Annotated in this window: 10 protein-coding genes; 5 read left to right on the plus strand and 5 right to left on the minus strand. The window is 62.1% G+C overall.

Features of this window, described 5'->3' with window-relative positions; genetic code table 11:
• Nucleotides 1–33 precede the first annotated feature (33 nt).
• The 3 genes from BN1121_RS05300 to BN1121_RS05310 are packed head-to-tail and all read left to right on the plus strand — an operon-like array spanning nt 34 to nt 3507.
• Nucleotides 34–1308 (plus strand): PqiA/YebS family transporter subunit, encoded by a 1275-nt coding sequence (locus BN1121_RS05300; protein WP_043156928.1) that lies wholly within the window; start codon nt 34–36, stop codon nt 1306–1308.
• On the plus strand, nt 1301–2950 hold the full coding sequence (gene pqiB, locus BN1121_RS05305; protein WP_005346002.1) for an intermembrane transport protein PqiB: 1650 nt from the start codon (nt 1301–1303) through the stop codon (nt 2948–2950). Before BN1121_RS05300 ends, pqiB begins: the two co-directional genes overlap by 8 nt.
• Nucleotides 2947–3507, plus strand: coding sequence for a PqiC family protein (locus tag BN1121_RS05310; RefSeq protein WP_005346005.1), 561 nt, complete (start codon nt 2947–2949; stop codon nt 3505–3507). Before pqiB ends, BN1121_RS05310 begins: the two co-directional genes overlap by 4 nt.
• Before the next feature lie 44 nt (nt 3508–3551).
• Here the strand turns inward: BN1121_RS05310 and ompA are convergent, their stop codons facing one another.
• Nucleotides 3552–4598 carry a porin OmpA gene (gene ompA, locus BN1121_RS05315; protein ID WP_005346007.1) on the minus strand — a complete coding sequence of 349 codons (1047 nt, stop codon included), beginning with the start codon at nt 4596–4598 and terminating at the stop codon, nt 3552–3554.
• A 187-nt stretch (nt 4599–4785) separates the two neighbouring features.
• A complete protein-coding gene (locus BN1121_RS05320; protein ID WP_005346009.1) occupies nt 4786–5790 on the minus strand; it encodes an SGNH/GDSL hydrolase family protein in 1005 nt (334 codons plus the stop codon).
• 214 nt (nt 5791–6004) lie between these two features.
• On the opposite strand from BN1121_RS05320, the gene BN1121_RS05325 reads away from it, so the two are divergent.
• Nucleotides 6005–6385: a YgiW/YdeI family stress tolerance OB fold protein gene (locus tag BN1121_RS05325; RefSeq protein WP_005346011.1), complete on the plus strand. Its 381-nt coding sequence runs from the start codon at nt 6005–6007 to the stop codon at nt 6383–6385.
• A gap of 47 nt (nt 6386–6432) precedes the next feature.
• Here BN1121_RS05325 and clpB read toward each other — a convergent pair whose 3' ends face one another.
• The 3 genes from clpB to rluD all read right to left on the minus strand — a co-directional run bounded on the left by clpB (nt 6433) and on the right by rluD (nt 10956).
• Nucleotides 6433–9006, minus strand: a complete 2574-nt coding sequence (gene clpB, locus BN1121_RS05330) for an ATP-dependent chaperone ClpB (RefSeq protein WP_005346013.1) — start codon at nt 9004–9006, stop codon at nt 6433–6435.
• A 126-nt stretch (nt 9007–9132) separates the two neighbouring features.
• The gene (gene pgeF, locus BN1121_RS05335) at nt 9133–9873 is read right to left on the minus strand and encodes a peptidoglycan editing factor PgeF (protein ID WP_005346015.1); all 741 of its coding nucleotides are present in this window, start codon (nt 9871–9873) and stop codon (nt 9133–9135) included.
• A 102-nt stretch (nt 9874–9975) separates the two neighbouring features.
• Complete coding sequence (rluD, locus tag BN1121_RS05340; RefSeq protein WP_005346017.1) at nt 9976–10956, minus strand: 23S rRNA pseudouridine(1911/1915/1917) synthase RluD; 981 nt, start codon at nt 10954–10956, stop codon at nt 9976–9978.
• 117 nt (nt 10957–11073) lie between these two features.
• Between rluD and BN1121_RS05345 the strand changes: the two genes are divergently transcribed.
• Nucleotides 11074–11829, plus strand: a complete 756-nt coding sequence (locus BN1121_RS05345; protein ID WP_043156969.1) for an outer membrane protein assembly factor BamD — start codon at nt 11074–11076, stop codon at nt 11827–11829.

The following is an 11829-nucleotide window of genomic DNA, read 5'->3' on the forward strand; positions in this document are numbered from 1 at the left end:
ATAATCGCACCTCGTTTTTTTAGCCGGTTAGGGATGCCTTTGTCTCTTCACCCTGATGTGCCAGCGTTTCACCATGACGCCACTGCCTGCGAAGAGTGTGATCTGCTGATCCCACCTGCCGTGTTGCAGCCTGGTGAGGCCTCCCGCTGCCCCCGCTGTGGTCACACTGTGGTGCGCTGTCACAGCCATCCCCGTCTGCGACCACTGGCTTACGGTCTGGCCACGCTGATCATGTTCCTGCTGGCCAACAGTTTCACCTTCATGTCCTTTTCCAGCCATGGGTTGGGGCGGGAGATGACCTTCTTGCAGACCATCACGGCACTGGCCGATGCCGGCTACCTCTTTCTGGCCGTGGTGCTGAGCGTTACGCTGATCGCGTTTCCTCTGGTGTATATCTGTTCGCTCATGCTGGTGGTCTGGCGTCTGGACAAGGATCTGCATCCTAGCGCGGTGCGCTCGCTGGGACGCGCCCTGTGCCGGATCCGCCCCTGGTTGATGGTCGATGTGTTCCTCATCGGCGTGCTCATTTCGCTGGTCAAGCTGATGGGGATGGCGGACATCACCATGGGGGCGGGCTTCTGGGCCTTTGTCGGCTATACCCTGATGTTGATAAAGACCATCTCGACGCTGGACATTCACTGGCTGTGGCACCACCTGTTCGGGCCGGTTCCTGCTGTGCTGGCGGAGGATGAAGAGCGAATGGCCCGTGAGGCCGGCCTCATCGGCTGCCATGTCTGCGGAGCCTTGGGTGCCCAGGGACAGGGGCGCTGCCACCGCTGTGGTAGCCGGCTTCACAGCCGAAAGCCGGCAAGTCTGCAGCGCACGCTGGCGCTCCTGGTCACGGCCTCGATCCTCTATATCCCGGCCAACCTTTATCCCATCATGGATACCGTCTTCTTGGGGGATGTCAGCCCCTCCACCATATTGGGGGGGGTGGTGCTGCTCTGGGGGCTCGGCTCTTATCCGATAGCGGCCGTCATCTTCCTGGCTAGCGTGGTGGTGCCCCTTGCCAAGCTGATCGCCCTCTATTGGCTCTGTTGGCAAACCCATTCGGGGCGTATTCGGGATCCTCTGGCCCGCCTCAAGCTCTATCGCATGACCGAATTTGTCGGACGCTGGTCGATGATCGACGTGTTCGTGGTCGCGATTCTTGCAGGGCTGATCCGCCTCGACAATCTCATGACCATCTATCCCGGCCCTGCCGCCGTCTCATTTGCCGGCGTGGTGATCATCACCATGATCGCCGCGATGAATTTCGATCCCCGTCTCATCTGGGATCTTCAAGAAGGAGAACGCGACCTTGAGTGAGCGTAAGAAACGCTGGAAGGCGGGCTCGGATTTTTTGAGCTCCGCCGCCGCCATCTGGATGGTGCCCTTGGCAGCCCTGCTGATGGGGGGCTGGATGCTGTTCCAGCACTGGTATGAGCAGGGGCCGCTGGTGACCCTGACGGTGGCGCGGGCCGAGGGCATAGTGGCGGGCAAGACGCCCATCCGGGCCCGTGATGTGGACATAGGCCGTATCGAGAGCGTCCAGCTGAGCGAGGACTTCTCCCACGCGATTCTGCAGGCACGCATCAACAAGCCGGCGGCGGACATGTTGCGGGGCGACAGCCTGTTTTGGCTCGTCAAGCCGAGAGTCGGGCGCGAAGGGGTGTCGGGGTTATCCACCCTGCTCTCGGGCTCCTATATCGAGCTCGCGCCGGGCAAGAGCGGGAAGGCCAAGAAGCGTTATCAGGTGCAGGATACGCCGCCCCTGGCCTCCAATGATCAGAAAGGGCTCCACATTACCCTCACCAGTCGTGACACCAGGGCGCTGGGGATCGGCTCGCCCGTCCAGTTCCAGGGGTTCTCCATCGGTCAGGTCGAGCAGATGAGCTTCATCCCCGAGAAGGCCAGGATGGAGTACAAGATCTTTATCCGCGCCCCCTATGACTCCCTTGTGAGCAGCAACAGCCGCTTCTGGATGACCCCGGGGTTTGAGGTCTCGGTCAGCAGCGAGGGGATGAAGGTGAAGATGGACTCTTTGGAGACGCTTCTCGATGGGGGCATCACCATGGGGCTGCCCGATGGATGGAGCGCCGGTGAGCCGGTCAAGGATCACAGCCGTTTTACCCTGTTCAAGGATGAGTCCAGCGTGCTGGAGGGGAACCTCAGCCAGTTCATCAACTATGTCTTCCTGTTCCAGGACAGTCTGGCCGGACTCCACCCCGGGGCGGCGGTCCAGTACCGCGGGATCCGGGTCGGCACCGTGGTCTCTGTGCCCTACCTCGTGGACGACAAGCTCTATAACACCTTCAACAAGCACACCATACCCGTGTTGGCCCGCATCGAGGTGCAGCGTTTGAGCTACCGTTATGCCGATTCGGATCATGAGCAGTGGCGCAAGCTGTTTGAGCAGCAGTTCCGCCAGGGGTTGCGGGCCTCGGTCAAGACCTCCAGTCTGCTGACCGGCGGCAAGATCATCGATCTCAACTTCTATAACGAAGTGACCCCCTACCAGCCGCTCACGGTCAAGAAAATGCCGGTCTTCCCGACCGTGACCGCCGGCTTCGACCAGATCGAACGCAAGGTCAACAAGATCCTCGACAAGTTCGCCGATATGGACGTGGAGCAGACGCTGTCCCAGGTGAACCAGACCCTGGCGACCCTGGACAAGACACTGCAGAGCGTACGTTCGGTCAGCAGCAATCTGGAGACCCTGACCGGTCAGCAGGCCGCCCATGAGCTGCCAGACTCGCTCAACCAGAGTCTGCGCCAGTTGCAGCAGACGCTGCAGAGCTATGACGGGGAGTCTCGCACCAACCGGGAGCTGCAGAAGTCCATCTCGGCACTCAACCAGATGCTGCATGAGTTACAGCCCTTGGTTCGCTCTCTCAATGAGCAACCCAATGCGCTCATTTTTGATCGCAATAGCAACCCCGATCCCCAGCCGAAACGAGGTGAACGATGATCCGCTGCGTGACCATTCTGATGCTGGCCCTTGGGCTTGGGGCCTGCGCCTCCACCGCACCTACGGTGCACTACTACTCGCTGGGGTTGCCTCAGGCGCAGACGCTTCCTGCCCGTGCCCCCGAGCATGAGTTGCGCCTGGCCCCGCTCTCCATCTCGGATCAGATAGACTCGGTCAGCCTGGTCTATGAGCTGGAGGGACATGAGCTCACCTTTACCGAGCGCCATCGCTGGGCCGGGACGCTGGACGATCAGCTGGAACAACTGACGATCAGCGGTCTCTCCAGCCGCCTGCCTGGCTGGGCTCTGCGTGATAATGGTGGCAAGGGCAATCGTCTCTCCATCCGGCTGCAGCAGTTTGCCGGCCGTCACGATGGCATGGCGGTATTGGCGGGGCGTTGGCGCCTGGAAGGGGAAGATGGGCGTGTGCTGCTGGAGCGCCCCTTCAGCCAGGTGAGGCCGTTGCCGGCCGATGGCTACAATGCGTTGGTCGGAGAGCTTGCCAAGGGGTGGAACCAGCTACTCGACGAGATTGCCGCCGAGGTGATCCGCGACTGATGAAAAAGCCGGGCGATCGCCCGGCTTTTGCTATGAAGGGCCGATTACTGCTGGGTATCGGCAACCCCTTGTACCATGACCTCGACACGGCGATCCGGTGCCAGGCAGACGATCAGCTCACGCTTGTTTTTGCTGGTGCAGCTGTCGCCGGTGACGGGAGCTGCCTTGCCACGCCCCTCGGCGCTCACCTTGTCAGCCGGAATCCCCTTGCTCACAAGATAGCTGGCCACCGTTTGGGCTCGTTTCTGGGAGAGCGCCTGGTTGTAGCCATCTGAGCCGATCCGGTCGGTATAACCGATGACGGTGGCTGTGCCGTCCTTGGGACGCTCCGCCTTGATCTGCTCATAGAGGGTATCGAGCGCACCATAGCCTTCGGGCTTGAGGGTGTGTTTGTTGAAATCAAACAGCACGTCGGCATTGAGGGTGAAGTTCTTCTCGACCATCTGGGGCTCGGGGGCCGGGACCGGGACCGGTGTCGGGGTGACGGCGGCGACCTGGCCGAAGCGATAAATCATGGCCAGAGAGAGCAGGCCATTGTCCATGCTGACGCCGGTGTCACGGATGTCGTCATTGCCGATGGGGGTGGTGTACTGGTATTCGAAGCGTGCTGCCCAGTCACGGTTGATGGCGTACTCGACACCGAGTGCGCCGAGGAAGGCGCCACCATTGTCGTTTTCGAATTGATCGCTGTCGGCCCAGACATAAGCGCCGCCCAGACGGGCATAGATGTCCCATGCATCGCTGACGGGAATGCCGAGTTTCATAGAGAGCTGGGCCAGTTGGGCGCTTACCTCATCGGTTCCGCTCAGTCCACCCATAGTGGCGGTGTACTTGTACTTACCAAGCCAGTCATAACCCAGCTCGAAACCGACATTTCTGTTGAGTTGATAGCCGACCAGAGCACCGAGACCCACATCGTCTTTGCTCTCATCCGTGATGGCGGCGCCAGTGAAGGCCGGGTCGTAGTCGACACCGTAGAAGTTGGACCAACCGAGCTTGCCGCCCGCATACCAGGTGTTGTCCTGTCCTGCCGCCTGTACCGTGGCGGCAAAGGAGCCGGCGATCATAATGGCCACTACGCTCTTTTTCATGGGTTGCCTCTGCTTTAGTTCTGATAGTGACGGGGCCCTGAGGGGGACCTCGGTTCACGACAGCCATAAACATGAACTACTCAATACTAACGGTGCGGTATAAAAAAACAACGAAAGGCTTCGAAAGGGGCTTGTTGCCATTGATGGCAGAGGGAAGAAGGGCCGGCGTGAGCCGGCCCTGAACGAGTTAGTGAGCCAAAAACTCGTAGTGACGTTCGATAAAATCGCCGGCCCGCTCGGCCAGAGCCGAGTGCACCAGGGTGGTGGGGTGCACCTGATCAAAGAACATCTTGCCACCACACTCGCGGGAGGCCGCAGCGCGGCTGCCCGGAGAGGCGACGGCCTGTGCCAGCAGCGGGTTGCCGGCGATGGCCAGGCGTTGGGCCGCGGTGATGGTGCTGGGGGCGCTGTTGTCTGCGGAGAAGGGTTTCCACACATAACCACCGTCGTAGCAGGGGGTCTGGGTATCGGTCAGGCCGAACTGCTCGGGGTTTTGCATCATCTCGTCAAACTGCTTGTCGATCTCGAACAACTGCACCGCACCCGTGGGAGTGAGCTGACGAGTGAGGTTGAGCAGCAACTGGTTATGATATTGGGAGACGTGACGAACCTTGTCGACGACCTTCTGGCTGCGTGCCGACGGCACTGAGCCCAGGTCCGGCAAGTTGAAGAAGAGCACCTGCTTGGCCCCTTTCATCACCACCCGGTTAGCCGCATCCTGGATGCTGTCACGCACTCGGCGGGCATCTTCTTCCTTGTTCCAGCCGTAGGCCAGATAGTCGTTGGCGCCGACCCAGAAGATCACCAGATCGTCGGTGTTGAAACGATCCTGCTCGAGAAACTGGGTGATCTCGTAGTCCAGGTTGTTGATCACCTGATACTTGGGATCCCAGGCCCACAGATTGAGCCAACCCAGCTTGTTGTAAGCAACCGCAGTGGCGCCCCCTTCGGCGGCGTTGACGATCTTGAGGCCGGGGAAGCGATCTTTAAGCTGCTCCAACCAGACCGGACCATTGCTAAAACGCCCCTGATAGTAAGGGGGGCTGGAAGGGAGATAGCCGTGCATCTTGGCGTACATCTTTCCGGTATCGGAGAGGCTGTCGCCAAACATCACGATGCGCGTGAATTGGGGGCCGGCCGCGTGGGCAGAGACCGCCATCAGCCCGAACAGGCCAATCAGTATCTTTTTCATTATTTTTTCTCTGGTTATGGGTCAGGGTTGTACTGACCCTGCTTCGTTCATGGTGCCGATCAATCTGGGAAGTGATTGATCGGTTTCATCCTAAACAAGATCCCGTGCCCGAGTGAGTGGTCCGATGAGAAAAAGCGATTCCCCTCTCATTTTTCACAAGGCTTTCACGCCGGCATCACCAGAATGGGCGCCATCACAAATGAGGAGTTGAATGATGAACAAGATGATGCCTGCTGCCCTGATCCTGATGGCCTCCCTGAGCGGTGGTGCCCATGCCGCCTTCACGGGGCCCCAGCAGCAAAATGCCGTGACTGCGGTTCAGGTCAAGGACGCCAGCGATGATAGCTGGGTGACCCTGGAGGGTAAGCTGGTCAAGCATCTGGGCGGGGAGAACTATCTGCTGCGCGATGCCAGTGGCGAGGTCGAGGTCGAGATCGACGGGGATGTGTGGCGCGGTCAGGCGGTTGGGCCGAACGATACCATTCGCCTCTACGGTGAGGTGGACCATAGCTGGAACCGGGTCGAGGTGGAGGCGAAGCGTCTCGAGAAGGTGGGGGCCGCCCCCGTGAGCAAGGGGGGCTTCGTCGCCCAGTAAGCCCCAGAGGATAATACGACGCCGGCATCTTGCCGGCGTCTTCGTTTTTACTGGCCCAGGGTGAGCCCGTTGCCATCGGCGCCGAGGCGCAGCAGCTTGCCCGGCACCACCCGGCCGGAGAGGATGGCCTGGGCGAGCGGGTTCTCGACCCTCTGTTGGATGGCGCGCTTGAGGGGGCGCGCCCCGTAGACGGGGTCGAAGCCGGCATGGGCGAGGCGGGTGAGCAGCTCCTCGCTGACCTCCACCTGGAACCCCTGCTGCTCGAGACGGGCCACCAGCCCCTTGAGCTGGATGCGGGCGATGGATTTGATGTGATCCTCGCCGAGGGGGTGGAACACCACGGTCTCGTCGATCCGGTTGATGAACTCGGGGCGGAAGCTGCGCCCGAGCACCTCCATCAACAGGGCCTTCATCTCGTCGTAGTCCTTCTCGCTATGGTGCTCCTGGATGAGGTCCGACCCCAGGTTGGAGGTCATGATCACCACCGTGTTGCGAAAATCGACCGTGCGGCCCTGGCCGTCGGTGAGGCGACCGTCGTCGAGTACCTGCAGCAGTATGTTGAACACGTCCGGGTGGGCCTTCTCCACCTCGTCGAGCAGGATCACCGAGTAGGGGCGGCGGCGCACCGCCTCGGTCAGATAGCCCCCTTCCTCATACCCCACGTAGCCGGGAGGCGCCCCCACCAGGCGGGCCACGCTGTGCTTCTCCATGAACTCCGACATGTCGATGCGCACCATGGCGTCCTGGGTATCGAACAGGAACTCGGCCAGCGCCTTGCACAGCTCGGTCTTGCCCACCCCGGTCGGCCCCAGGAACAGGAAGGAGCCGATGGGGCGGTTCGGATCGGAGAGGCCGGCGCGGGAGCGGCGGATGGCGTTGGAGACGGCATCGACCGCCTCGTTCTGGCCGATCACGCGGCTGTGGAGCTGATCCTCCATGCGCAGCAGCTTCTCTTTCTCGCTCTCGAGCATGCGGGCGACCGGGATACCGGTCCAGCGCGCCAAGACGTCGGCGATCTCCACGTCGGTAACCCGGTTGCGCAGCAGGCTGGTCTCCTGCATCTCGGCCTGGGTCGCCAGATCGAGCTGCTTCTCCAGCTCGGGGATTCGGCCGTATTGCAGTTCGGACATGCGACCCAAGTCGCCTGCACGGCGCGCCACGTCGAGATCCTGGCGCGCCTGCTCCAGCGCCGCCTTGATGTGCTGGGTGCCGGCCAGGGCGGCCTTCTCGGCCTTCCACACCTCTTCCAGCTCGTTGTACTCGCGATCCTTCTCGGTCAGCTCCAGGTTGATGAGGTCCAGGCGCTTGCGGCTGGCATCGTCAGACTCCTTCATCAGGGCTTGCTGCTCGAGTTTCAGCTGTATGATGCGCCGCTCAAGGCGATCGAGCGCCTCGGGCTTGGAGTCTATCTGCAGCCGGATGCTGGCGGCCGCCTCGTCGATGAGATCGATGGCCTTGTCCGGCAGCTGGCGATCGGCGATGTAACGGTGCGACAGCTGGGCCGCCGCCACGATGGCGGGGTCGGTGATCTGCACATGGTGGTGCAGCTCATAGCGCTCTTTCAGGCCGCGCAGGATGGCGATGGTGTCCTCCACCGTCGGCTCCTCGACCAGCACCTTCTGGAAGCGGCGCTCCAGGGCGGCGTCTTTTTCCACATACTGGCGGTACTCATCCAGAGTGGTGGCGCCGACGCAGTGCAGCTCCCCGCGCGCCAGGGCGGGTTTGAGCATGTTGCCCGCGTCCATGGCCCCCTCGCCCTTGCCGGCGCCGACCATGGTATGCAGCTCGTCGACGAAGAGGATGACGTTGCCCTCCTCCTTGGCGAGATCGCTAAGTACCGCCTTGAGGCGCTCCTCAAACTCGCCGCGGTACTTGGCACCGGCCACCAGGGCGCCCATGTCGAGCGACAGGACCCGTTTGTTCTTGAGCCCCTCCGGCACCTCACCGTTGATGATGCGCTGGGCCAGCCCCTCGACGATGGCGGTCTTGCCGACGCCGGGTTCGCCGATGAGCACGGGGTTGTTCTTGGTGCGGCGCTGCAGCACCTGGATGGTGCGGCGAATCTCCTCATCGCGGCCGATCACCGGGTCGAGCTTGCCGAGCTCGGCCCGCTCGGTCAGGTCTATGGTGTACTTCTCGAGGGCCTGACGGTTCTCCTCGGCGTTGGCATCGTCTACCTTCTTGCCGCCGCGTACCTTGTCGATGGCCGCCTCGAGTTTTTCCTTGGTCAGCCCCTGGGCGCGCAGCAGCTCGCCGAGGTTGCCCTTGTCGTCGAGCGCCGCCAGCACGAACAGCTCGGAAGAGATGAACTGATCCTTGCGCTGCTGGGCCAGCTTGTCACAGACGTTGAGCAGGCGGCCGAGGGCAGGGGAGAGCTGCACGTCGCCATCCACGCCGCTGACGCGGGGCTGGCGATCGAGCTCTTCACCCAGGCGCGAGCGCAGGGCGTTGACGTCCAGACCGGTCAGGGTCAGCAGCGGACGGATGGAGCCGCCATCCTGATTGACCAGGGCTGTCATCAGGTGGACGGGCTCAATGAATTGGTGGTCACGACCCAGCGCGAGCGACTGGGCATCGGAGATGGCAAGCTGGAACTTGCTGGTGAGGCGATCAAGACGCATCGCATTCCCCTCTAAAAGAGACGCCGCAGCGCGGCAACAACAACTTTCTGAAAGCAAAGATGAGGGTTAGGTCAGGGATTTCAAGGGCGCCGCTGCCGTTTTTTTACTCAGTAGCGGCGCCTCGTATTATTCGAGCCAGATGAGAGAGACCATGCGTCCGGTCTGACTATCGCGGCGGTAGGAGTAGAAGCGTGCCGGATCGCTCACGGTGCAGTGCTCGCCGCCATAGACGGCGCTGACGCCGGCGCGAGCCAGGCGCAGACGGGCCAGGGCATAGATGTCCGCCAGCCACTTGCCAACATTGGGCGATGGTGTGAAGGCGGCGACCGCCTCGGCCTGATCGGCTAGGAAGGCATCACGCACCTCGGGACCCACCTCGAAGGCGTTCGGGCCGATGGCTGGCCCCATCCAGGCCAGTACCTCGGCCGGCTCGCAGCCCATGGCGTTGAGGGTTTCCTCCAGCACGCCGGCGTGCAGGCCGCGCCAGCCAGCGTGGGCTGCCGCCACCACTGTGCCGGCGCGATCGCAAAATAGCACCGGCAGGCAGTCGGCTGTCATCACGGCGCAGGGTTGACGGGCCTGATGGGCGCAGGCGGCGTCAGCCTCTGGCGCAGTGGTGAAGGGGGCGCCGGCTTGGTGCACTGCGGTGCCGTGTACCTGGGTCAGCCAGGGAATCCTGCCCGGGATGCTGGCCTCCTGCTGGAGCAGAGCCCGGTTGGCCAGCACGGTGGCCGGGTCGTCCCCCACGTGATCCCCCAGGTTGAGGCCGGTAAAGGCGCCCACGCTCAGGCCGCCGGCGCGGGTGGTGGAGAGGGCGCGTACCCTGGCCGGGGCCGGCCAGTCGGGCTGAATAAAGAAAAGCGGCATGAAGAGGCTCCGGTGCGATCGAGGTCGCCGACCATAGCGGTTGCCAGGGAGCGGGGCAATAAAAAACGGGGCCCGTGGGCCCCGTCGCTCTGTATTGGTGGCTTACATCCAGACCAGATCGTCCGGGTTGGCCTCGGTGTCGGCGCGCAGCACCTCCATCAGATCCACCATGTCCTGGGGAGTGGGGGAGTGCCACTGCATCATCTCGCCGGTGATGGGGTGGGCGAGCTGCAGCATGGTGGCGTGCAGCGCCTGACGGCGGAAGCCGCGCAGGGCCTCGGTCAGCTCGGGGGTGGCGTTGCGCAGGGGGCGCAGGCGACCACCGTAGACGGGATCGCCGACCAAGGGGTGCTTGATGTGGGCCATGTGCACGCGGATCTGGTGGGTACGACCGGTCTCCAGGCGCAGGCGCAACCGGGTGTGGCCACGGAACTTCTCGTGCACCCGGTAGTGGGTGACCGAGGGGCGCCCGTTCGGGATCACGGCCATGTGGGTTCGCTGGGTCGGATGACGACCGATGGGGGCATCGACGGTGCCGCCGGCGGTCATGTGACCGATGGCGATGGCTTCGTACTCCCGGGTGATCTGACGCGCTTGCAGGTCCTCCACCAGGTGAGTCTGGGCCGGTACCGTCTTGGCGATCACCATCAGGCCAGTGGTGTCTTTATCCAGACGGTGCACGATACCGGCGCGGGGCACCTCGGCGATGCTCGGGTAGCGGTGGAGCAGGGCGTTGAGCACGGTACCGTCCGGGGTGCCGGCGCCCGGATGGACCACCAGACCGGCCGGCTTGTCGATGACCAGAATGTGCTCATCCTCGAAGACGATGTTCAGCTCGATATTCTGGGCGTCGAAGCGGGTGTCCTCTTCCAGCTCGGCACGGATGTGCACGCTCTGCCCGGCCAGGATCTTCTCGCGCGGGGTATTGGCAATCTGACCGTCCAGGGTCACTCTGTCCTGTAAAATCCACTCTTTGATGCGGGTCCGGGAGTAGTCCGGAAAGAGTTCGGCCAGGGCCTGGTCCAGGCGCTGCCCGAATTGGTGATCCTGGAATTCACCTGTCAGTTCAATATGCTGGCTCATCTAACGTCTCTAGAGCTGGGTTATCAATTCAAAAAGAATCCGGCTATTCTAGCTTTTCTTTTAGCCAAGCATAACGGATACTTTGCCAATTTCGTGGAAATGGACCGGATGTTGTTGATGGGAAAGAAGTCTCGCCTGCTGTTATCACTGGCTCTGGCCACTGTCATGGCCACGGGTTGTTCCAGCACCAAGCCCAAGGTTCCCGACGAGCCGCCCGAGGTTCTCTACCAGAAGGCGCGCCTCAAGCTGGACGCCGGTAACTACGCCAATGCCGTCGAGTTGCTCGAAGCGCTCGACTCTCGTTACCCGTTCGGTGCCTATTCTACCCAGGTGCAGCTGGACCTCATCTATGCCTACTACAAGCAGGATGACAACGCCCAAGCGATCGCCAACATCGACCGCTTCATCCGTCTGAACCCGGCGCACAAGAACATCGACTACGTCTATTACATGCGTGGTTTGACCAACATGGCGGCCGACTACAACTTCTTCCAGGATCTGGTGGGGATCGATCGGGACGACAAGGATCCGGCCTACGCCCGTCAGGCCTTCCGTGACTTCAAATTGCTCATCCAGAGCCATCCTAACAGCCAGTATGCGGCCGATGCCCGTGCCCGCATGATCGGTCTCAAGAACCGACTGGCCAAGTATGACCTGAGCGTCGCCGAATACTATGTCCGCCGTGGCGCCCTGGTGGCTGCCGCCAACCGGGCCAAGCAGCTGGTAGAAGATTTCCCGGACACGCCTCAGGCCGAGCAGGCCCTGGAGATCATGGTGAAGTCTTATGATGACCTCAAGCTGCCGGATATGGCGCGCCATGCCCGTGAGGTGCTTGCCAAGAACTACCCGGACAACCGCCTGGGCAGAGGCTAA

Origin of the sequence: Aeromonas diversa CDC 2478-85 (assembly GCF_000819805.1) — a bacterium.
GTDB lineage: Bacteria > Pseudomonadota > Gammaproteobacteria > Enterobacterales > Aeromonadaceae > Aeromonas > Aeromonas diversa.

Coding starts and splice junctions, on each gene's coding strand:
- ompA (WP_005346007.1), bottom strand. CDS start 4,598: ATGAAAAAGAGCGTAGTGGCCATTATGATCGCCGGCTCCTTTGCCGCC.
- BN1121_RS05300 (WP_043156928.1), top strand. CDS start 34: ATGCCTTTGTCTCTTCACCCTGATGTGCCAGCGTTTCACCATGACGCC.
- pgeF (WP_005346015.1), bottom strand. CDS start 9,873: ATGCCGCTTTTCTTTATTCAGCCCGACTGGCCGGCCCCGGCCAGGGTA.
- rluD (WP_005346017.1), bottom strand. CDS start 10,956: ATGAGCCAGCATATTGAACTGACAGGTGAATTCCAGGATCACCAATTC.
- BN1121_RS05320 (WP_005346009.1), bottom strand. CDS start 5,790: ATGAAAAAGATACTGATTGGCCTGTTCGGGCTGATGGCGGTCTCTGCC.
- BN1121_RS05310 (WP_005346005.1), top strand. CDS start 2,947: ATGATCCGCTGCGTGACCATTCTGATGCTGGCCCTTGGGCTTGGGGCC.
- BN1121_RS05325 (WP_005346011.1), top strand. CDS start 6,005: ATGAACAAGATGATGCCTGCTGCCCTGATCCTGATGGCCTCCCTGAGC.
- clpB (WP_005346013.1), bottom strand. CDS start 9,006: ATGCGTCTTGATCGCCTCACCAGCAAGTTCCAGCTTGCCATCTCCGAT.
- BN1121_RS05345 (WP_043156969.1), top strand. CDS start 11,074: ATGGGAAAGAAGTCTCGCCTGCTGTTATCACTGGCTCTGGCCACTGTC.